Below are 23,026 nucleotides of genomic sequence, written 5' to 3'. Positions count from 1 at the left end.
TTCAAAACCCTGTCAGAACTGAATTTTATTTCATCTCTATCCACCCAAATCCAGCACTACTCTTTTCGCTCACCCCCGCACCCCAAACCATCTGCTGCACCTCAACCGGCGCCGTCAATTCAAATTGGAACAAAGACCCCACGATACGCGATTGTTCCTTTGTGCCGGGCTTCATCACAAAGCCGGACCGTTTAAAATCGCTTGTCAGCTTAAGTTTTATTTGTTCGGTAGAAACGGAACCCTGATTTCTGGTGTTATTGTATTTTTCAGCGATGTGTTTTATGGCCAACACTTTAAAGTTCTCATCTTTGAGGGAGAGGTATTGTGGGTGTTTATCGTTTTCGGATTTGTAGCTAACCACCCAGGGTGTTTGCAGGCGGTATTGCATGGTAGGTTTACATTCGGGTTCTGCCAAGGCGGCAACATTTGCCACTTTAAAATCGATGCCGTTAAACTTGTCGCCCAGGTAAAATTCTTGCGACATAAACAGTCCTTTAATAAAATTGGAAGCCGCTTCGTTTACATCGAACGAAATTTGCAGTTTAATTTCGTGCGCCGTTATCTCAAACAGTTTTTTCTCTTTCCAAAGTTTGGGTTTCCCAAAATTCAGGCGCGAGAAACAAAAGAGCTTGTACAATTTGGTTTCGCTTTGCCCATATCCTTTTTCGTGCAGGAAGCCGGCAAAGTCCTTGTCGGCTTGTTTTAGCACCTTATAAATCCAGGCACTAATGTAATACTGGTAATCCATGGGCAACATTCGCTGCTTTGTGGTGCGGTTAAGGCTTAATTCAAATCTCATTTAATAGTTTCTTATAATTAAATCCAACTCAATAAATTATATGCAAATAAAAAAGACGTTACTGCCAACTACTGTCAGTCAGAATATTTTTTACTTTAGTTTTTATAAAATCCTTCAATTCTCTGGGATAGACTACTTCTACATCGTTACATAAACCTATTACAAAACGCCCAACACCTTCAAAACCGCAAACAGGAGCAGTAAAAACACAATCATCATGTGGATCTATGGTAATAAATTGTTCTGCCAATGGATACTCTTTTTTTAGCAGTTCGCTAGCTCTAACCGATAATTTAAGTTTCACCTCAGTTTGCTCTTTTGAACTAATCCGGAAAACATCCATAGGTAAAGCCACATGAAATGGCTCATGATTCCAGTTCTCTTTCAAAATTTTTACGGATGCAATACGCGTATTTTTAAAAATCTTACAGCAATTGCTTTCTACATCGTAAGCCCATGTAGCAATAAAATTGGAGGTAAATTTAAACGGTTCCACCACCCTATCTTTTTTCGCATTGCTATTGGCAGACTGATAGCCAATCAGTAATACTCTTTTCTTTTGTTTTATTGCTTTAGTTATCTCATGAATATTTTTGGAGTGCTCCATCTTGGTTATAGTATCTGCCACTCTCTCAGAATTATACAGAGCGTATAATTTTTCAATAAGATTTTGCTTTAACAGATTTACGTTGCTTATACTATGGATTGCTTGTTGAAGGATATAAGCTTCTTCTTTTGAAAAATGCAGTAATTCGTCTATCTCTTTAAAATATGGACTTTTTTTATCGATAAAGTACCTGCCTTCTTTTGGCACTAATATTATAAATCCTGCATTTCTAAATGTTCTTATGTATCTGTAAAAACTTCTCTCGCTTAAGTTAAACCTTTGTATTATTTCATCTTTTGTATAGCGTAATCCAGAGGAAAGAAAAATTAACATTTCTAATAAACGTCGGAGTTTCTCATGTTCGTTCATAGGTTGGTGTAGAATTTAAATCCAGAAATAAATATACATAATATATAATTTACATCAATGCATTTTTCTGATTAAAATTTACTTTATCCCCTATAACTTGAAGAAAACTAAGTGAATGAAATACTGCTGTCTTGTATAACTAGCGTTTTGGCAATACAAATTGACCTTTTGCATCCAACGTTATTCCTATCAGTCTCATAAATTAGTTTTACTGTTATACGTTAAAAGAGACAATTATGAAGATTGGTAGTGTAAAATCCAAACCCGGCCATAAAGGCATCTACGTTTGCAAAAGACAGGTCCTACGGGTTTTCAAAAGCTTCCGGCATAAAGCCACTCACTCCAAAATGGGATAAGTTGATATTTCCAGGCGCACAAGCGCATTAATAGACTTAATCTTCGTAATACCGTCTATAATATCTTTTTGTAGAGTGGCAAGATAAATGTGCGTTGTAGATAAACTTTGATGACCTAACATTTCACTTATTGGGGTAACAGTAACTGCTTTGTTAATGGTAATTGAAGCAAATGAATGGCGAGAAACATAAGAGGTCTGTTTTACATCAATTCCAGCATCCTTAGCAATTATTTTAACCTTTCATTATAATCATTTCGTGACCACATTAAGTCTTTATATTGGTCAGTTAATCTCTTTTAACCTAGATTATATGAGACTCTAATTGTAAGTAGTACTGTTTAACCCGGATTATGTATTGGAGGTTCGTCATGAGCATTGCAAGTACAATAAAACAAGGCATTACTGAAACGAGGCATAACATCGTTCTGGTGAGCTGAAGTGATGCAACGAAGTGTCTTGTTTTAAAGTAATTTCAATGTGTAATAGAATTTCTAGGGCATATTGCAGGTTAATTGAAGGAATGTCAAATGTAGTTCCGTAAGACCAATAATTTGAATAAACTGACAAATCATGTTGGTCAAAATAATCACAGTCGTAAATAATGACTACTAACAAATATTTTGCATACTTGAGAATAATGGACGAGCCTATTAACCTAAACTCGTCCATTTGTGGTAGTGTATTTTATTGGTTTTAATTCAATATAAATGATTCATGCAATCCTTCAGCCGAACTAGGTCCAACCCAAACATCGAAAACGCCAGGCTCTAACAAGAATTCGCCTTTCTCATTATAAAATCCAAGTTCTTTTGCTGTCAACTTAAATTCTAGTTTTGACTGATCACCAGCTTTAATAAGAATTTTTTCAAATCCTTTTAACTCTTTAACTGGACGAACAGTGCTAGCCACCCGGTCTCTGATATACAATTGTACAACTTCTTCACCATCCAACTGTGATATGTTACTGACCTTAATGCTTACTTTAACTTCTTCAGAGCTTAAAACCTGAACCTCTAAATCAGCGTACTCAAATTTTGAATAACTTAAACCAAAACCAAAAGGAAATAATGGCGCATTTGATTCATCAATATAATGAGACCAAAAAACATCGCCTACACTCTCAGGTCTACCGGTTTTAAAGTGATTATAATAAATGGGACATTGACCTACACTTCTGGGGAACGTCATTGGAAGTTTACCGGAAGGATTGTATGCGCCAAACAGCACATCGGCGATCGCATTCCCCGATTGTGTTCCTAATTGCCAGGCCTCAACAATAGTTGGTATATGTTCAACTGCCCAGGGTAGCGCTAAAGGACGCCCGTTCATCAGTACCAGAATAATATTTTTATTCACCGCATAAACAGCTTCCAGCATTTCTTGCTGCAAACCCGGCAAGTCAAGTTTGGTACGTGCTCTTGCTTCGCCCGATTGAAAACCATGCTCGCCCAACACCATAATAACAAGTTCAGATGACCTGGCCAGTTTTACAGCTTCCTCAATACCCGACCTGTCGCTATTATTAATTTTAACTTCCTGGTAAAAAGACACCGGCCCATCCACTAAATTAACACCTCGTGCATATTTAAAATGATCGGTATACTTACCCAAACCTTCGATTACTGAAATAGCTGTATTATCATCAGAAGCCACTCTCCATGTTCCTAAAGGACTTGTTTTATCATCAGCCAAAGCACCAATAACTGCGATTTTGTTTTGTTGTTGTTTTAAAGGGAGCAGTTCTCCTTCATTTTTTAATAAAACAATCGATTTTCGTGCCATATCCAAAGCTACTTCCTGATGATCTTTGTGATAAAGCAAATCTTTTTCTCTTTCCAGATCGCAATATTTATAGGGGTCATCAAATAAACCTAGTTCATACTTTAAGCGAAGAATCCTGCCTGCAGCCTCATCTACAACAGATTCTTTTACCTTACCTGAATTCACCAGTTTAACCAAGTGCTTTACATAAGCATACGATTCCATGTCCATATCAGAACCTGCATTGACAGCCAACTCTGCTGCGTGTTCCAGGTCGCGGGCATAGCCATGCGAAACCATTTCGGCTCCACTGGCCCAGTCTGATACAATAAAACCTTTAAATCCCCATTTGCCTTTTAAAATATCGCGTTGTAAAAATGCATTTCCTGTAGTTGGAACCCTATTTAAGATGTTAAATGAATTCATTACCGTTTTTACTCCTGCATCAACGGCCGCTTTAAAAGGAGGCAATACCTCATTGTAAAGTGTTGCAGTCCCTATATCAACGGTGTTGTATTCCCTTCCGGCCTCGGCAAAGCCATAAGCCACAAAATGTTTAGCACAAGCCGCAACCGTATTGATGGCTGACAGATCTTCACCCTGAAAACCTTTTACCCTGGCAACTCCAATTTTACTTCCCAGATAGGTATCCTCGCCTCCTCCTTCAGCTACACGACCCCATCGTGCATCACGCGAAATATCTACCATAGGTGCAAAAGTCCAGTTTACCCCACTGGCTGCTGCTTCGGTGGCAGCTATTCTTGCAGACTTTTCAATCGTTTCTAAATCCCAACTGGCAGCTTCGGCTAAGGGGATTGGTGATAATGTTTTTTGACCATGAATTACATCCAGACCAAAAATCAACGGTATGCCCAGACGCGACTCCTCAACTGCCAGTTTCTGAAGTTCAGTTATTTGACTAACCGTTTTAACATTCAAAAACGAACCGACCATTCCTTGCTTGACGTGTTCATATTTCAATTTTTCGGCACCTTCTTCAGGTGCAGGTCCGGTGGCATCCCAAAATCCACTATACTGAACCATTTGACCCACTTTTTCTTCCAACGTCATTTTTGATAATAACTCTTCCACCTTTTTATCGACACTATCTCCAGAAGATTTAGACGGTGCAGTGTTGCATGCATTAAAAATAAAAACTGTTGCAACAGCAATGAGTAATATGCTTAATCTCTTCATATCCCGTTATTTTATTTATTATTTGATTCTTTTAAACCCACCTTATGCATTTACGTATTTAAATTCTTTTCCCGGATATTGCAATGTCCCCTCCTTATCGGTTACATATAACCAAACTACTTCTTTTTCTATCAAAGCAAGTAGTTGGCAATGGGTTACCACACCCTACTTTTTGCTGAATTATATTCTCCTGAGCTTTCATCATGAAGCTGCTTATAATTAACAGTTACAGTAATAAAACGCTTATCCCCTAGAATCTTATAATATTAAAACGGACTGGCTTTATAATAAGGATCTTTCATAGCTTGTTTAAACGCGCTTAATGCTTCATCACTTGAATTTACCCGCCAATCACACTCTTTATTAATGTGAAACCAGGTAAAGATTTTAATCCGCGGATAGTCATTCTTTATCTTGTTAAAAGCATCTTTGATCCAGTCGGCTTTTGTAAGGTTATTGTATACAAATTCACCTGTCCCGAATTCTGCGATCATCATGGGTTGCTCACCTAACTTTGCACAAGCCTCATAAAGTTCTTTAAAATTATTATCAAAATCGCGATAAGGCCTTTCTCCTCCCCATGGGTCTTTGGGATAAAAATTATATCCATCCAACCCAATCCAATCCACATACTCACTACCCGGCCAATAATTTTCTATATCATTCCATGCCTCACATGAAAGATCGGCAGAAGGACCATGCGGAGTCCATAACCACTTCACATTATATGCTCCATTTTCCCTAAATCTATCCACAACATATTTCCATACCTTAATTACTTTCTCTGGCCCACCATCTTCGCGTCCGTTTTTATTCCCGCTCCATACATACCAATTCCCATTAAACTCATGTAAAAAACGATTGAGTACAACTCCACCATATTCTTTGGCGGCCAATGCAAAACGATCGATATACGCATCGTGTTTACCTGCCAGCACTTCATCCATTGCTTCATACTGATCAATATTTCTGGTATGATTAGGATTTTTTGATGGCCAGAACAGTTCCCAGGTTATATGTGGTATAATGCCTTTTTTTCTTGCTTCTTCGCAGGCTTCAACAGGAAAAGGATCATCCCATGTTGGAAACCAAACTACAGAACCCACTTCATGTTCAATAAGTTCTTCAAACCCTGTGATGGCTTTAATTCCGTCACCTGGGAAATAACCATTTTCGGCTGCTGTAAACATACCTACAACACAGCCATCCCAGTCTCCCTCTAATCTGCTGGATGGTTTTTTACTTTGATTACAAGAGGCCAAAATAAGCATTCCCAAAATGGGTATTAATATTGTTTTTTTCATCCGTTCTTAAAAAATAAAATCGATAAACAGTATGCCCTAAAACGTTGTACTTTCTTCTATATACTATAACAGTATTATTTCTGATAGATCCTAACATAATCCACTTCCATGGTTTGCGGGAAAGCCCTTGAATCGATTCCTTCTACACTTCCCCATGCTCCCCCAACGGCTACATTCAAAATCAAATAAAATGGTTTGTTATAAGGCCATTTATCCACACCCAATCCTTCATTACGATAGGTAAAATAAAGCTTATCATCAACGTAGGCCTTCATTAAGTCAGGCGTCCATTCCAGGATATAAGAATGAAATTGTGTATTTACATTACCGACGTTAATTGTATCCGTTTTTTGTGTCCCTTTTTGCCATTGATAATCTTTTGAATGTGCCGAAGCATGAATCACACCTAAATCGTGCCCCACATGTTCCATAATATCTATCTCTCCGATATCTGGCCAGTTACCATCATCGAACGACCACCCACCTGGCATCATCCATATAGCTGACCATGTTCCCCTTGCATCAGGTAACTTGGCACGTACTTCAACTTTTCCATATTGCCAATCGGCTTTTGAGATTAATCGGGCAGAGGAGAAGTTCTTATCTTCATATTGTTCTTGAATGGCCGTTATTTTTAAAATACCATTCTCCACCCAGGCATTTTCTTTTCGCGCTTTGGTATAGAACTGTTCTTCTTTGTTACCCCACCCAGATTGATTTCCTTCCTGGTCGTAATCCCATTTGGCAGAATCGGGCAAACCGGTATATTCAAACTCATCTTCCCAAACGAGCTTGTATTTGTTAGGTGATGAGCAAGCAGAAAATATAAATCCGATTAGTGCAAAATGAATTACAATATTTTTTAGTGATTTCATGGGTTATTACGTAATTAAATTAGTAACAAATAATTTTATTAAGATGCTTATATACCTGCCAGGGATTCTATTAATATATTAAAGTCTGTATCGAACGTGCAGGCATTTCAACAACAGCCATATAACCATCTATATATAAGGTGTATTTAACCGCTTCATCAGACTTATTCATTACCACAGTTGTAATTTTACCATCTGGTTTCATAAAAGAAGTGCTCAGCAATCTTGAAAAGCTGGTAGCCGTACTAATTCGTTTATCGCCCGGGTGAACAAATTTTGAAAAATGCCCAATAAAATAATAGGAAGGGGTGAAGATAAGTTCGTCGGTTCGCGTATCGGCATGTATCGGGGCAAAGCATAAATTACCAACATGGTTTGGTCCCCCATTTTCATCCAGTAGGATATTCCAGTCGGTCCAACCTACGGTACCGTTGTTGAAATCATTTATCATCGATTCTCCATACCGCTCTCCGTTCGACCATCGCTGGTATCCATCCTGGGTAAAACCTTCGTTACACCCTTCGGTAAACATGAGCTTTTTATCCGGAAATTCCTCTTGTATGGTTGCCAGGTTTCGCCACATAGCTTCTCCTCCTCTCCATGTTTCATACCAATGAAAACCAGTACCCCACACATACTTTGCAGCTTCCGGATCATTCAGAATGGTATTGGCTCTATCAACAATCAAATCACGGTTGTGATCCCAAACGATAATTTTTTTATCGCCCAAACCGGCTTGCGCCATGGTTGGTCCAAGATAATTTTTTAAGAAATCACGCTCTTCTGCCGCTGTATATATACATGATTCCCAGGTTTGAACAGCCATTGGTTCGTTCTGGATGGTTAACCCCCATATTGGCAGTCCTTCTTTTTCGTATTCCTGAATAAATTTAACGTAATAGTTAGCCCAGGATTGATAATATTCAGGAAGTAATTTACCGCCCCGTAACATATTGTTGTTATCCTTCATAAAAGCAGGAGGACTCCATGGACTAACATACATGGTCATTTCTCCTCCTGCTTCAGCAATTGCTCTTTTTATAAAGGGAATTCGGAATGCATGATCGTGTTCGATAGAAAAAGATTCTAAATCTTTATCGCCTTCCTCAACATAGGTATAACTTTTACTGCTAAAATCGCAACTGTGGATATGTGTGCGCAACAGGGAATAAGTAATACCGTTTTTGCCGTAATAAGCGTCCAATACTTTCTGTTGTTTTTCGGCCGACAGTTTGGCGAAAACTTCAGATGAAGCATCAGTAATTGCACCTCCAATACCTAAAACAGATTGAAAAGTTTTAGTTGGGTTAACAAATACAGAATTGCCAGTTTCTAATGGTTGTTCTGCTTTAGCAAAAGAGATATTGGCTGTTCGAGTGAGCTTTAAATTTGAATCCTTTGAACTTGTGAATACTTCAATTTTTCGAGCATTCCCATCAAATGTCTTCATGTGCGCTAAGTCTTCAGTCTGCGTATTTTTGAGCGATGGACTTGTACAGCTATATAGTAGCATAGCTGCTATTCCTATAAGATGATTTATTTTCATATATGCTGAATCTATTTTTAATTAGTTTTTCTGGAAAACACGTACATAATCAATCTCGTACGTTGTGGGTAAGGCCGATTCGTCAACACCCAGATATCCTCCCCAATCTCCTCCCCAGGCAAGATTTAGCTTTAAGTAAAATGGTTCATTAAAAGGCCATGTGTCTTTATTATTCGTATGGTCGTTATTAAACGTGAAATAAACTTCACCATCAATAAGACCTTTAATATAGTCTTCGGTCCATTCTACTGCATAAACATGAAATTCAGACTCTGCGGTTGGAATATATTTTTCGGCAGTTTTTTGAGTACCTAAAGAGTGGTTGTAAGCGGTACAGTGAATAGATGAAGATACATGATTTGGATTTGCACCAACTTCTTCCATAATATCTATTTCACCATCACCAGGCCATGAAGTAAAGTTCTTGGGCATCATCCAAAATGCCGGCCATGTACCTTTTCCTACAGGAAGCTTCAAACGTGCTTCAAAGTATCCATAAGTCCAACTCTCAATGGTGTTCATTCGAATGGACAGTACTTCACTCCCTGATTTTTTAGCAATAATTTTTAACGAGCCGTCATAAATTGTAGCACATGTGTCTGCTCCTTTTACGGCAGCAATATAGTTTTGAATTTCATTGTTACCCCAACCATTGTCACCCGTCTCGTACCACCACATATCGGTATTAGGTATAGCGGCACGACCATCCTGTGTTAAAGCATCGTTAAACTCTTCCTGCCATACAAGTGAATATCCTAATGGCGTTGATATTACAGGTTGTACATAAACTGCGCTCTCAGGCTTTAAAAAATTAGCACCGGGAGAAAACCCTGTCCAAACATAGATAGACGATAATGTTTGATTATCGGTACAATCTAAATTTAACAGGTTAATGTTTTGTCTGATGTTTATTTCAGAAAGTTGATTAGATGAGCAATTCAGACTGGTCAATGCGCCTAATTCTGATAAATCCATCTCGTCTATTTGGTTGTTACTACAATCCAATGTTTCAAGTGTAGAAAAGCTTTCTATACCAGTTAAGTTTTTAATGTTCAAGCCGCTTATATCCAATGTTTTAATTTTAGCTGCTTCGTCTAAGCTAAAGATATCATCTTCATTGGTGTCCAAATGTTCAAGGGTGTATGTCTTAAATGCTTCATCTGTAATATTTACTTCCTGGATTAAAAAAGATTGAACAAGCGAAATTTCTTTAATATAAGTAACGGAACTAAATTTAATGGTTGCAGAACGATCTTCCAATCCTTCATTTGCTGTTGTTGTAACCGTTACGTTTGTTTTTCCAGAATATCCCTCAGTTGGAGAAACTGTACACCAATCGGCAGAGGATGAAACAGCCCAACTGGCACTTGAAGTTACCGTAATTGTTTGGGAAGAAGATTCAGACGACAAAGTTAACTCATCAGGTGATATATCAATAACGATCTCTTGATCTACAGCAGAATCTTCATCACTACACCCAAGTAATAGAAAAAGAATAGAAAATATTGTTAAAATTTTATACATAATTGATTTGAATTATTCGTTTCCCAAAAGATCTTTTTGTTAATTGATAAACACACTATTAACCTGAGTTTGATTAAAATAAAATTGAGGATGCCCTTAAATAATGACAGATTATATTTCCATCCCCACACCTTCGGTGTGGTACTTCCCCCTATCCAATCCCAAAGAATAGGGGGGAAGTGCCCTTGATGTGAATTATAAAATGTGATTTTATTGATATATTGAAAGTTAATTCAGGACATCCTCATTATCAAAGCAAATTATTCAGAAACTCCTCTTAACTCAATATTTGTCACTGAGATACCGTCCTGCATGTCGCTTCCTCCTCCTCTTATTACCAAATATGCTGTGCCAGTAACTGTTGCTGTAAATAGCCCATTGGCTTCAGGGTTCGTTGCAATAGTAGTAAACATTTGTCCAAAGGCGCTCGTACCCGAACCAGCCCATGTATTTATGGCTAAAAGAGATCCGCCATCGGAGTAATCCCCCGATATGGTAGCCGGGTCGACATATCCACAGTAAACCTCAAACCATGTATCCGTACAGCCGGATGTAGAACTTATATACATATCTATTTGATAGCTACGTCCCTCTTCCACCTCTATTGCCTGATAGATTCCTTGACCACTCCATCCAGATGCAGTTAAGGTAGCTTTATTGTCAGCAAATGTCCAAATGCCACTTCCACCAGGAACTCCACCAATGCTCCATTCGGCAATGTCATCATCTGTATTAAACTTTCCTCCCTTAATTAGATTTCCAGCGACTGGATCAGAAGTGGGCACCGTTACTAAAGTTGTTTCTTCAGTGCTAAAAATACCTCCCGCTCCCGTAACTTTATGTTTAATTTCATATTCGCCTGCATCCGGTAAAAACAATTTAAATGTATTTTTACCCGATGAATAACCAGTACCATTACCTAAGTCCCAGTAATTATTAATAACATAGTCATTACTATTACTTGTAATTTGGTAGTTATTGGCAGAAAGTTCAGTTATAGTAAATGTTGCATCCAACATTTGTTCTGTCACAATTTCCTGGTTGTCATAGGTTTCTTGTGAACAAGAAACCATTCCTAAGGAAATTAACAAAATGAATCCGAAATATTTAATCGATATATTTTTCATCTGTTTAAAATTTTTGTCGTAAGAAAATGTGCCAAATATTTCTGCACATTCAGGAACTCTCATGAACTTTTTTAATCATCCTCCTTTGTGTACTTTATGATTAATAAAGTTCATGGTCGTTTCATAATTAATTACGTTTTAATATGGGTTTTGATCTAAACCACTATCTGAATCCATCTCTGACTGTGGTATAGGTAAGTATTTTTTATTCTCAGTCCAGGTAGTTGTTCTATATTCGTTTGGAACGAGCGTTGTAGCCGCTTTTCCACTGCGAATTAAATCCCAGTAACGTTTACCTTCTCCAACAAACTCAAGTCTGCGTTCGGCAATAATATTATCAACAGTTGCACTAACGCTGGCAACACCTGCCCTGGTTCTCACTTCATCCAAATAAGTCTGTGCGCTTCCTGTACCTGATGTCCCATTGGCTAGCAATTCTGCAGCATTTAATAGTGTTTCGGAGTAACGATACACCCTAAGGTTATTGTTGTAATTCATATCAGGAGAACCTGAATAATCGGCATTTCCATTCGTACGAGGAAGGTATTTTTTTAAGAAATTACCCGTATCTTGATAACGTCCCTCATAAGTTGCTCCTGTTTGTGCTGCATAGCTGACCATGTTTAATATGCCACCATTTTTACGTTGATCCATATCTTCATACAGGTCATATATTTCCTGACGAACAGGTTCGAATCCCCAACCTCCGTCAAAATCAGGGCTTCCTGACAAATTATTAATGCCGATAAGTTTAGGATAAACTGTTCCTCCATCTTCAATGGCTGCTCCCCAATCCTTACCTCCATTCACACTAAAGTAGTTGACTTCAAAGATCGATTCTTCAGTCCATTCTCCACTTGCTTCCCAAATATTCGCAAAATCACTATTCAAGGAATATTGATTGCTCGATATGATTTCATTCATATAAGCTAATGCTGTTGAATACTTGCTTTCATCATTTTGATACATAACAACTTCAGCATATATCATATAAGCAAAAGCTAGAGACACTCGTCCTGTATTCTCAGAAGTAGTTTTTATCGCTAATCCTCCATTATCAATCGCATCTTCTAATGTTGTAATTATACCGTTATATACTTCATCAGCCGTTAATTGAGGAGTTGTGTAGGGAAAATCCAAATTTACTTCATAATAGGGTATATTTCCCCAAAGTTTCCATAGCCACATATAGTAGTAACTTCGCAGGACTTTGGCTTCTGCCAGATAAAGTGCTTTGGTCTCATCTGAGATATCCTCCACATCATCCATGTATTCCAACACTGCATTAGCACGTTTTACACCCGAGTAAAATGTTGTCCATAAATCGCTACAAACAATTTCGGGGGTAGCTTCGTAATTAAACATTTTATGCAAAAAAGGTTGGTCGCCCTGGTCATTACCCCCAACATAAACATCATCGGACATCACATCTGATACCAGGTTGAGTTGCGTAAATTGTCCCCATGCATAATCTGTCCAGGCTAATGGATCATAAGCAGCGACGAGCGCTTCGAATATACGTTCCTCAGTTGTATAATAATCATCAATCAATACGCTGCTTGCAGAATCAACTTCCAGGAACTCTTCTTTACAAGACCCCAATAGGAAAGTGAAAAATATGCTGCAAATTAAAATATATTTATTTTTCATTACTTTAAGTTTTTAATCGTTAAAATGATAGGTTTACGCCAACAGTATATGTCCTTGCCTGAGGATAAATTCCGCGGTCAATCCCAAGAGAAGTACCTCCTGCAGAAATTTCCGGATCAAAACCTTCATATTTTGTGAAAGTGAAAAGGTTTTCCGCAGAAGCATATATACGTAATTTTGTAATGAATACTTTCTTCACTAAATTCTCTGGTAAAGTGTATCCTAATGTTACGTTTTTAACACGCATATAATCACCATCTTTAACGTATAGGTCAGATGATAACCAATTGCCGTTATTGTTGGAAAATGAGAAACGTGGAATCGTATTGGAAGTACCTTCTCCTGTCCATCGATCCAACATATACGCAGGCAGGTTGATATAGCGTAAATCGGTGCGTCGGGTAGCATCATATATATCGTTTCCTACAGTACCCTGAAGCATCATACTAAAATCAAATCCTTTAAAATCAACACCAAAGTTTAAACCATAAGTCCAATCCGGCATACCTTTACCTATCATAGTACGATCGTCATCACCGATAGAACCATCTCCATTCACATCCACAAACCTTACATCACCAGGAACTGCATTGGGTTGTATTAACGCACCTTCATCATTGGTATACGCATCAATTTCTGTGTAATTCTGGAAAATTCCGTTTGTTTTATATCCATAAAAGAACGGAAAGGTCATGCCATTTTCTGCCCTGGAAATTGTTCCGACATTGGCATAAGTATCATAATTTGCAAATCCATCCGCGTTTCCAAGGTTAACGAGCTCGTTTTCAAGGTAAGAAGCATTTCCGTTAATACGGAAGTTCCATTTGCCAGCTTTAAACCTATATCCTAAATCAAACTCAACCCCTTTGTTTTTCATATCTCCTACATTACCCGTTGGTTTTGACTCACCTACATATGAAGGGATGGACATAGTCATTAACATTCCGTTGGTTTTTTTCTCGTAATAATCCACCGTAAATGTCAATGCATTTTGTAGGAATCCGAAATCAAGACCAATATCGGTTTGTTCAGATTCTTCCCACGCCAAAGAAGTATTGGCTAATCCTGATGCTTTTGTTCCATTCACTAAGGTTCCCTCCCCAGGTCCAAAAGCATAGTTGTTTCCAGTAGAAGTTAGGGCGGTATATCCAAAAGCTCCTATATTTTCATTACCATTCCTACCCCATGAGGCTCTTAATTTTGAAGAGGTAAACCACTCAGGTCGTGATTCCATAAATGCCTCGTTTGTGATATTCCACCCGAATGAAACTGAAGGGAATACACCGTATTTACTTCCTGTACCAAAGTTAGAAGATCCATCTCTACGAATGGTTGCCTGAAACATATATCTCTCTGAAAAATTATAGCTAAGTCGGCCAAATAATGAAGCTAATGTATGTGGGCTCCAAGCACCTCCTCCTGCTGTTTGATCTCCGTTTGCAGCTGTACCGGTAGTAAAATCAATATTCGCCTTGTCGCCATCTTCTTCTACCATATATTTATTACTCCCGCTTAAGGTACGACCAGTCGTTTGTTTAGCAGACTGCCCTAACAATATGTTAAAATTATGTTTACCGGCAATGCTTTTATCGTAAGATAAAATATTTTCAACCTGCCAAACAAAACTACGATTCATACTAGACCAAACCTGTGAGTAATCAGAATAGGCAGATTTACCCAGGTAATATTCAGGCGTCCAGCCGTCAGTTCCATAAAATGCAAGATCAGTTCCAAATGACGTTTTAAACTTTAAATTATCCCAGATGGTCAGTTCGCCCCAAAAAGAGGATACAAATTTATCGGTGTTGTTCTCATCACCTGGCAAAGCTAATTGCGCAACTGGATTAGTGATTTCGTTATAGTCATCGCCGGCTATTGTATAAATTAAACCGTTCTCCGGGTCGCGCACTGCTGTTGGATGAAGCGCGGCTGCAGCTTCCTGATCCTCTTCATATAAACCTAACAGTGGCGAAAATGAAATTGCTCCTCCAAGGGATGAACCATATTCAGAATTTGTTCCAATTCCTTTGGAATTTATTCTGGTGTAGGCAACATTTATACCTGCTTTAAACTTATTTAAAAAGTTACGGCTCTCATCGTCCAGAATATTATAGGTAGTATTCGACCTTAATGAGAATCGCTCATAATTAGAACGATCGAAGTTTCCACCTACAATACCATCTTGTTTATAATATCCTGCAGAAAAATAATATAATACTTTATCACTACCTCCACTTACACTCAATTGGTGGTTTTCTACAGGAGCATTGTCATAAAATATCAAGTCTTGCCAATCCGTACCTTCTCCCAAAGCATAAGGATCGCTATATCGAGGCTCTTCGCCCGAGTTAACCAAACCTTCATTTATCAGTAATGCATATTGTTGAGCATTTAGTACATCCCTTTTATTCCATTTGTTTTGCCAACCTCTAGAGAAATCATAATTTACACTTATCTTACCTTTGCTTCCATTTTTTGTAGTTACTAAAATAACTCCATTGGCTGCACGAGCTCCGTATACGGCTCCCGATGCGGCATCCTTAAGCACTTCAACAGATAGGATATCACTAGGGTTTAAGTAATCTATTCCACCATCGATAGGCATACCATCCACAATATAGAGTGGGTCGCTGTTGTTAATAGTACCAATACCACGAATTCGCACTTGCGAAGAAGAGCCCGGCTGACCAGATGATGTGGTAACAGTAACACCTGAAGCGAGTCCTTTTAATGCATTATCTATACGAACTGGAGCTACTCTTTGCAAATCCTCAGAAGAAACAGAGGCGATTGAAGCAGTAACAACACTCTTTTTCTGCACTCCATATCCAACAACAACCACTTCATCCATATCAAAGTACTCGTTAGAGAGTTGTACATTTATTATGCTTCTTCCGTTTACAGCAATCTCCTGTGTTTCCATTCCTATAAACGAAAACTGAATAATTGCATCGGCAGTCACTGTCAATTGATAATTACCATCAATATCGGTAATTGTACCATTGGTAGTTCCTTTTACAATTACCGATACTCCGGGTATTGGTTCATTATCACTCTGGGAACTAACAACACCGCTTACAACAATATCTTGAGCATATATACTCATAGAAAAAGCTGTACATAAAAATAAAATGAGAATTTTTCTCACTAATAATCTCTTTTTCATACATCTAATTTTGAATTGGTATTTATTTTTAACAATAATCAAGGATTAAAACCATTCATGAAATTTCATAGTTTTGATTATTTTAATCCTATAAAATATTTCACTTATACTTCCAAATACGTAACTCGGCTGTTATGCATTGTTCGGAACAAATATGGCTCAAACATTAACAATTGCAACAATAATTAACACTCACAAAATTACATCATATCCATATTCATAGTACGTCAAAAATACTTCAATGGAATCTTATATAGCTGTATACCTGGTAGATGTGCTGTTATTTTCATGATAAAAAATACCACACAAAATTTCAACAGTAAATTAAATAAATTAGAAAAACTTAAAACTTCAGCTTATTTCAGTTGTTAATTTCACATAGAAAAACAACGCCTGATTTAACACAAATTGGTAATTATGGCCTAGATTTAGACCGCTTGAAGTACGAGGAAACAACACTTTCCAGGTAGGATGAAAATTTATTCTTGATATCCTATAAATTCAATAAAAATGTGGATAGGTTAATGTCGCGAGATAAACCAAGTTTTTTTCTGAGGCGATAACGGTTTATTTCAACTCCTCTTTCAGAGATGTTCAACATAGGGGCTATTTCTTTTGTCGACAAATTCATTTTTATATAAGCACATAGTCTTATGTCTTTGGGTGATAACTGTGGAAATTGTTCTTTTAAACGATCAAAGAAATCAGAGTGAACAGCTTCAAAATGACTATCAAATATTTCCTTTTGTTGATGGTTATCTATTTCCTTGTTAATTCGTTTTCTCAGAATTACCATTTTTGTTTTTACAGCACCATCTTTCGTATCGTCAGACACCAGCTTTAGTTCCTGATTAATTTTCATCAGAAACTTGTTCTTATTTACATTATGGAGCGTTTGATTGACCAATTCTTTATCCAAATAGAGTTTTTCGTCCTTCAATTTTTCATTCCTTAGGCGAATAATCTCTTTTTCTGCCAGAATCGACTTCTGCTCATGTTCCCGTTCTTTTTTGAGTAAGTATTCCTGATGTTTCTTTTGTTCCATTTGTTTCGAAATCTCGAAACGTTTTTGAATAACCCAAAGTACAATTAGGCCAATTGAAATCAAAAGCAAAACATAAAAGAAATACGCTAATGTAGAGCGGTGCCAAGGTGGATCAATAATAAATGTAAAGCTGGCTTCTTCACTTTCAATCCCAAAACTATTTCTGGCTTTCACTCTAAATACATACTTATTTTCATGAAGATTACTAAGGTCGCGATAATTGTCTCTTGTCCAGGATGACCAACTTTCTGAATAATTATCAATATAATAGCTAAACTCTACCTGTTCGGGATTTTGATAAAATGGTGCGGCAAATTTAAACCGGAGTTCATTCTTACGAAATGGAAGATTTACTGTATTTTTCTCGAAATTAGCGTAAAATACAGTATCTAAATATGGCACATCTACTTGAGTAATAAAACTTTTAAAAGATTGATTATAAGATGACACAATTCGGGATGAATAATGTGCAAATCCATTTTCAGTGGCTATAAAAACATTCTCATTACCATGAACATATAAAAACTCCCAATTACGTACTAATTTATTTTGTAATTGCATGAATGGTGATGTAATTTTAGTATACGTACCGTCATCATTCCTACGACTTACACTTGCTCCTTTTCCTTCAATGTACCAGTAATTTCCATCCTCATCCTGTTTTATATTCTTCATTTGCCCATCCAGATCAAAAAACATATTTATGTTTTTATCTTTCTCAAATCTGTCTGTCAAACTATTATACACATAAAGACCATCTATTGCTGATAAATACCATGATTTATTGATTGTTAACAGTATATTTTTATACGCGGTAGGCAAGCCATGTTGTTTTCCATAAAGTTTTACGTTCAATACAGAATCTAGTTCTTCATTTAATTCTACTTTAAAAACACCCTTTGTTCCATCACTCACCCAAAAATTACCATTTTCATCTTCTACTATAAAACGACTAGCTTCAGCAAATCCTTTTTTTTATTTTACATTTATATTTCAGTTGTTTTCCGACCTTACGAAATACTGACAATCCGCTATAATTACCTGCAATAAAATAACTTGAATCCTCTTTTAACGAAATAAAAGTAAATGTACCCAGTTTGTCATTAATTAAATGGGCATCATACTCATCAATTACAAATATTCCAAAATTATGACCGCATACCAACTGGTTATTTAACTCTTTTAGACTCCAAACCTGGCCTTCCGTTCCACGAATCAATTTGAATTTCGAAGACTCATCCCGAGATGAAGCATCAAAAGGTTTAGCAAAGAGTCCTCGGTTGGTTCCTAAATACAAAATTCCTTTGAATATAGCACAACAATACCCAGTACTGATTCCTTCCGCACCCGATATGTATGTAAGTGGAGAGTTTAATTCAATGTAGTCAATCCCATTGTCAAGTCCCAACCACAAATTTCCTGATTTATCGTTATGTAAGCCAAGTATTGTATTATTTTGCAATCCATTATTGCTATTTAAATGTTGAATAATCGTTCCATCAGAATTTGCAATTATCACACCGTTCAGTATGGTACCAATGGCCAAATTATTCCCTTCCAGTGTAGTCGCACAGAACATAATGTCCTTCTCAACCTGATGACTGACAGGTACATCCCACTTTGCGAGTATTCCTTGTCTAAATTCATACCAACCATTTCGTGCTGTTCCAATTAGCAAATGGTTCTCATAAAAACTAATTATGGAAAGTATTTCTTTATCTTTTAAATCTTCAGTCCCAGCAACTTTATTTACAAATCCATTAGTTAGTTCAAATAATCCAATACCGGGTTCATGAATAAATAATCTTTTATTTACATAAAAGGAGTAATGAAAGGCTTTCTGTGGTCTTATCACATTAATTTCCCCATCCTTAAGGACAAAAATAAAGCTAAACGATTGAAATACTATACCATAATGAGTGTTATACACTTTCCATATAACGTCAGCTGATTGTATATCGGGAGGTAATTTATGAAGTAAACTTTTGAATATAGGACCTCCGGCAGCGTATGGATCAAAAATGCCAAAATCATTGTCCAAACCAACAAAGATTGTACCTTCTTGGTCAATACATAATGAACGAACAGGCGATGTGGGTGAGACATGAAAAAGTTTCCACTCTAAACCATCGAATCGTAAAAGTCCATAATTATTAGCAAAGTACATAAAACCATCAGGATCCTGTGCACAATTCCAGTTTTGAGTACCAGCCTTGTAAACTACTTTAGGGTAGTTTATTATATTTGGACTACCTATTTTCTTAACCTGGCCTAACGCCAATACAGGGAGTAATAAAAATAGTATGATAAAGTTTTTCATTAAGATCTACTTCTGTTTTCTTTAAGAAATCAATATTAAAATTACAATTTTATAGGAATTTTGGAAGAACCTCGCTGAATTCATTTACAGCCTCATCAAATATACGGATATTAAGACAAAAGCATTAATTGTTTTAATGGTTTCAAAACACGAGCTTCTAAGAATTCACATTGCTATATAAAAAGCTTATTCCCGGAAGCGAAAAAACCCAGAGCATGCTATCAACTTTGGGAAGATAAATCAAGATCTATTACTGAAAATATTGAAATAGCGAATATCAGTATGGCAACATTTTACTGTATATCGCTTAACCTAAGGCAGAAAGTAAAAATACAATTTGATTAAATAAATTTTGTTTATATATTTAGAATTCAATTAAAAACCATCAAAAACAACCCTATGCCTACTAATTATTTCAATCAGATATAAACTTTCATAAAAACCGAATAGCGTATTTTGGTGTTATATTACTATTCAAAACAGCATGTTAAGTGATGTATTTTTAATAAAAATTCACCACACATGAAAAACTTAACATAAACATAACAGTCATCGCTATTGGAATTTTTATCTTCTCATTAATAAACCATACTAAAAGTTTAAGTATAAAATGTATTAAAAACTTATAGGATTTTTTTCATGGACCATCTCAAAAAAATAAAAGCAAAACTCATCAAGGAGTTCCAAAAATTACATGGGGAGAATCGTGTTCTGAAAACTAAATATGCTAAGAAATCTTTAGCTCAAAAAAGAGAATCTCACGAATTGAAAGGGGAGCAACAAAAAGCCATTCTTCATTCAATACCAAGTGGTTTTTGGAGGGCCGACATGCAAGGCAGGTTGTTGGAGGTGAATGCAGCCTATTGCCAAATGAGTGGCTACAGTGAGCAGGAGTTACTGAAGATGTGTATTTCTGATTTAGATGCCATTGAAAATGCCGAAGCTACATTGGCCCGTTTACAAAAAATGAAAGAATTTGGAGGTGAACATTTTGAATCGAAACATACGCGAAAAGACGGGAGTATTTTTGATGTTGAAGTAATTACCAACTATCTTGATATTAATGAGGGACAGATTGTAGGTTTTACGAATAACATTACCGAACGGAAAAAGGCCATTAAGAAACTGGAAGAAAGTGAAAGTCGTTACAAAAGCGTATTTACCAATGCTGGCTTAGGTATTGCCACCGTTTCAATCGATAGTAAATTACTGACTGCTAACCCAGAGTTCGAAAACATCTTGGGTTATACCCTTGAAGAATTGAAAGGCTTGACTTTCTCTGAGTTTACCCATCCCGACGATATTAAAAAAGATGAAGAGCAATACCGTAAGTTAATGCATAGCAAAATAGATTCCTATAAAATGGATAAAAGATATATCCATAAAAAAGGACATGTCATTTGGGGGCAGCTTACGGTAAGCGTTGTTAAGGATGAATACAATAATATCTTATACTCGGTGGCCTTAGTTAAAGATATTACCGCGAAAAAAAATACAGAGACTCAATTACTTTTAAGTACAGCGCGTTTAAAGGAGGCACAAAAAATTGCATTACTCGGAAACTTTGAGCATGATTTTAAGCAAGGTACATCATGGTGGTCAGAACAAGCCTATACAATATTTGGTTTTGAGCCAAATCCCAACCCTCCCCAGTTTAATTTTATTATACAAAGGTTGCCCGAAGCCGATGCGGTAAAATTTACCGCCCTACTGCAGCGGGCAGAGAAGAACGGTGAAGATTATAGCCTGACTTTTAGGTATAATATGCCCTATAAAAAGGAACATAAATATATATGGCTTCAGGCTGCGGTACTTTTCGATGACCAAAAGAAACCCCAAGGCGTAAAAGGAATTATTCAGGATGTAACCCAGAAACGGAAGTTGGAGATAGAAAAAGATCTTTACCTGGAACGTATTTCATCTTTGATGAAATATACCGACGAAGGTTTCTACTTGTTTGAAACATCCGAACCGGTTGATGTCAGCCTTCCTGCCCAAGAGCAGGTTAAGCTTATTTATTCAGGCGTTATTGTGGAATGTAACGATGCACAGGCAAAAATGTATGGTTACACGAAGGCAACAGATATACATGGTAAAACCTTATTAGAACTGCATGGAGAAGATTCAAACCCTGAAAATATTTCCTTTATTTTAGATTGGATTGAATCGAACTATGAAATTAGAAATGCAGTATCGGAAGAAAGAGATATCAATGGGAATGCCATCTATTTTTCCAATAATATTATTGGAATTATTAATGAGGGCAAGCTTGAGAGAATATGGGGCACGCAAAGAGATATTACCGACCATATAAAATACGAACAAAGCCTGAAAGATGCCAAACAAAAAGCCGAAGTAGCCAATATTTACAAGAACCAATTCCTGGCCAACATGAGCCACGAAATCCGTACCCCCATGAATGGTATGGTAGGCTTTGCCGACCTATTGGATAGTGACGACATTGACAAGGAAACGCGCAGCAGTTATGTACAGATCATAAAAAACAGTTCGGACCAGTTGCTAAATTTGATCAACGACATTATTGATGTTTCAAAAATAGAAGCCGGAGAATTAAAACTTAAAATAACCTCCTGCAGTTTAAAAAATATCTTTGCCAATATTGATGCCAGTACAAAAATTCAGAAAAGAGAAAAAGGCAAAGGACACCTTGAGATCAAATACGTCAAACCTAAAGAATTTGACGATTTAATGATTGAAACAGATCCATTACGACTTCAGCAGATACTTATAAACCTTATAAATAATGCCTTGAAGTTTACCCACAAAGGGCGCATTGAATACGGTTTCAAATTAAATGATAAAACCATCATTTTCTTTGTGAAAGATACGGGTATCGGTATGAACAAAGAAGAGGTTAATTTGATTTTTAACCGTTTTGAGCAACTGGAAACAAACGATCCCGGTAAAAATGAAGGAACAGGTTTAGGCTTGTCTATTTCAAAAGGAATTGTTGACTTATTGGGTGGTGAGTTTGTTGTAGAATCGGAACCTGGTGTTGGATCTGACTTTACTTTTACCATACCTTTAAAAATGACACAGGAAAATTACACTTTAAACTCATCTAACTAAGCATAACAAACATATATCGAAAACTACTAGGTTTTATTGTGCATGTGTTTATTGTGTTGTTATCCCTTAAAAACATATTATTCTAGCTATGTGATCTGCTGGTTATCAACATCAATAATGATTTTTACCTTAAGCAAGACTAGATTAACAACAGAAGCTCCCATCTGGTAAAAACGCATTAAACCCGCAATATGCATTAGAAATTCTATTGCACATTGAAATTACTTTAAAACAAGACACTTCGTTGCATCACTTCAACTCACCAGAACGATGCTCCCGAAAGTAATC

At 36.9% G+C, this 23,026-nt stretch carries 15 protein-coding genes; 1 reads left to right on the top strand and 14 read right to left on the bottom strand.

Annotated features, from left to right (window positions below; genetic code table 11):
• Positions 1 to 25: 25 nt before the first annotated feature.
• The 14 genes from cas6 to ACT29I_RS24115 all read right to left on the bottom strand — a co-directional run bounded on the left by cas6 (position 26) and on the right by ACT29I_RS24115 (position 19,648).
• Complete coding sequence (gene cas6 / locus ACT29I_RS24180) at positions 26 to 799, bottom strand: CRISPR-associated endoribonuclease Cas6 (protein ID WP_444794672.1); 774 nt, start codon at positions 797 to 799, stop codon at positions 26 to 28.
• Positions 800 to 857: 58 nt separating this feature from the next.
• On the bottom strand, positions 858 to 1,775 hold the full coding sequence (locus tag ACT29I_RS24175) for a helix-turn-helix transcriptional regulator (RefSeq protein ID WP_444794671.1): 918 nt from the start codon (positions 1,773 to 1,775) through the stop codon (positions 858 to 860).
• Between the two features lie 337 nt (positions 1,776 to 2,112).
• Entirely contained in the window at positions 2,113 to 2,361 is a 249-nt protein-coding gene (locus ACT29I_RS24170) for a tyrosine-type recombinase/integrase (protein WP_444794679.1), read from the bottom strand.
• A gap of 171 nt (positions 2,362 to 2,532) precedes the next feature.
• Positions 2,533 to 2,802, bottom strand: a complete 270-nt coding sequence (locus tag ACT29I_RS24165; RefSeq protein WP_444794670.1) for a hypothetical protein — start codon at positions 2,800 to 2,802, stop codon at positions 2,533 to 2,535.
• Between the two features lie 24 nt (positions 2,803 to 2,826).
• Positions 2,827 to 5,091: a beta-glucosidase BglX gene (bglX, locus tag ACT29I_RS24160; RefSeq protein WP_444794669.1), complete on the bottom strand. Its 2,265-nt coding sequence runs from the start codon at positions 5,089 to 5,091 to the stop codon at positions 2,827 to 2,829.
• Between the two features lie 266 nt (positions 5,092 to 5,357).
• Positions 5,358 to 6,395, bottom strand: a complete 1,038-nt coding sequence (locus ACT29I_RS24155; protein ID WP_444794668.1) for a glycoside hydrolase family 26 protein — start codon at positions 6,393 to 6,395, stop codon at positions 5,358 to 5,360.
• A gap of 74 nt (positions 6,396 to 6,469) precedes the next feature.
• Entirely contained in the window at positions 6,470 to 7,270 is an 801-nt protein-coding gene (locus ACT29I_RS24150) for a glycoside hydrolase family 16 protein (protein ID WP_444794667.1), read from the bottom strand.
• 70 nt (positions 7,271 to 7,340) lie between these two features.
• Positions 7,341 to 8,816, bottom strand: a complete 1,476-nt coding sequence (locus ACT29I_RS24145; protein WP_430936637.1) for a glycoside hydrolase family 30 protein — start codon at positions 8,814 to 8,816, stop codon at positions 7,341 to 7,343.
• A gap of 21 nt (positions 8,817 to 8,837) precedes the next feature.
• Positions 8,838 to 10,340, bottom strand: a complete 1,503-nt coding sequence (locus ACT29I_RS24140) for a family 16 glycosylhydrolase (RefSeq protein WP_430936639.1) — start codon at positions 10,338 to 10,340, stop codon at positions 8,838 to 8,840.
• 260 nt (positions 10,341 to 10,600) lie between these two features.
• Positions 10,601 to 11,467: a hypothetical protein gene (locus tag ACT29I_RS24135; RefSeq protein ID WP_444794666.1), complete on the bottom strand. Its 867-nt coding sequence runs from the start codon at positions 11,465 to 11,467 to the stop codon at positions 10,601 to 10,603.
• Positions 11,468 to 11,605: 138 nt separating this feature from the next.
• On the bottom strand, positions 11,606 to 13,117 hold the full coding sequence (locus ACT29I_RS24130) for a RagB/SusD family nutrient uptake outer membrane protein (protein ID WP_430936643.1): 1,512 nt from the start codon (positions 13,115 to 13,117) through the stop codon (positions 11,606 to 11,608).
• A 19-nt stretch (positions 13,118 to 13,136) separates the two neighbouring features.
• Positions 13,137 to 16,283 carry a SusC/RagA family TonB-linked outer membrane protein gene (locus tag ACT29I_RS24125; protein ID WP_430936645.1) on the bottom strand — a complete coding sequence of 1,049 codons (3,147 nt, stop codon included), beginning with the start codon at positions 16,281 to 16,283 and terminating at the stop codon, positions 13,137 to 13,139.
• A 493-nt stretch (positions 16,284 to 16,776) separates the two neighbouring features.
• Positions 16,777 to 18,243: a LuxR C-terminal-related transcriptional regulator gene (locus tag ACT29I_RS24120; RefSeq protein WP_444794665.1), complete on the bottom strand. Its 1,467-nt coding sequence runs from the start codon at positions 18,241 to 18,243 to the stop codon at positions 16,777 to 16,779.
• A 43-nt stretch (positions 18,244 to 18,286) separates the two neighbouring features.
• Positions 18,287 to 19,648: a two-component regulator propeller domain-containing protein gene (locus ACT29I_RS24115; protein ID WP_444794664.1), complete on the bottom strand. Its 1,362-nt coding sequence runs from the start codon at positions 19,646 to 19,648 to the stop codon at positions 18,287 to 18,289.
• 639 nt (positions 19,649 to 20,287) lie between these two features.
• Between ACT29I_RS24115 and ACT29I_RS24110 the strand changes: the two genes are divergently transcribed.
• Entirely contained in the window at positions 20,288 to 22,738 is a 2,451-nt protein-coding gene (locus tag ACT29I_RS24110) for a PAS domain S-box protein (RefSeq protein WP_444794663.1), read from the top strand.
• Positions 22,739 to 23,026: the final 288 nt, after the last annotated feature.

Origin of the sequence: Saccharicrinis sp. GN24d3, assembly GCF_052400645.1 — a bacterium.
Classification (GTDB): domain Bacteria; phylum Bacteroidota; class Bacteroidia; order Bacteroidales; family Marinilabiliaceae; genus Saccharicrinis.
The sequence above is the reverse complement of the archived record's forward strand: the minus strand, read 5'-3'. Positions and strand labels throughout refer to the sequence as shown.

Coding starts and splice junctions, on each gene's coding strand:
- ACT29I_RS24125 (WP_430936645.1), bottom strand. CDS start 16,283: ATGAAAAAGAGATTATTAGTGAGAAAAATTCTCATTTTATTTTTATGT.
- ACT29I_RS24145 (WP_430936637.1), bottom strand. CDS start 8,816: ATGAAAATAAATCATCTTATAGGAATAGCAGCTATGCTACTATATAGC.
- ACT29I_RS24140 (WP_430936639.1), bottom strand. CDS start 10,340: ATGTATAAAATTTTAACAATATTTTCTATTCTTTTTCTATTACTTGGG.
- bglX (WP_444794669.1), bottom strand. CDS start 5,091: ATGAAGAGATTAAGCATATTACTCATTGCTGTTGCAACAGTTTTTATT.
- ACT29I_RS24130 (WP_430936643.1), bottom strand. CDS start 13,117: ATGAAAAATAAATATATTTTAATTTGCAGCATATTTTTCACTTTCCTA.
- cas6 (WP_444794672.1), bottom strand. CDS start 799: ATGAGATTTGAATTAAGCCTTAACCGCACCACAAAGCAGCGAATGTTG.
- ACT29I_RS24135 (WP_444794666.1), bottom strand. CDS start 11,467: ATGAAAAATATATCGATTAAATATTTCGGATTCATTTTGTTAATTTCC.
- ACT29I_RS24175 (WP_444794671.1), bottom strand. CDS start 1,775: ATGAACGAACATGAGAAACTCCGACGTTTATTAGAAATGTTAATTTTT.
- ACT29I_RS24155 (WP_444794668.1), bottom strand. CDS start 6,395: ATGAAAAAAACAATATTAATACCCATTTTGGGAATGCTTATTTTGGCC.
- ACT29I_RS24165 (WP_444794670.1), bottom strand. CDS start 2,802: ATGGACGAGTTTAGGTTAATAGGCTCGTCCATTATTCTCAAGTATGCA.
- ACT29I_RS24115 (WP_444794664.1), bottom strand. CDS start 19,648: ATGAAAAACTTTATCATACTATTTTTATTACTCCCTGTATTGGCGTTA.
- ACT29I_RS24110 (WP_444794663.1), top strand. CDS start 20,288: ATGGACCATCTCAAAAAAATAAAAGCAAAACTCATCAAGGAGTTCCAA.
- ACT29I_RS24150 (WP_444794667.1), bottom strand. CDS start 7,270: ATGAAATCACTAAAAAATATTGTAATTCATTTTGCACTAATCGGATTT.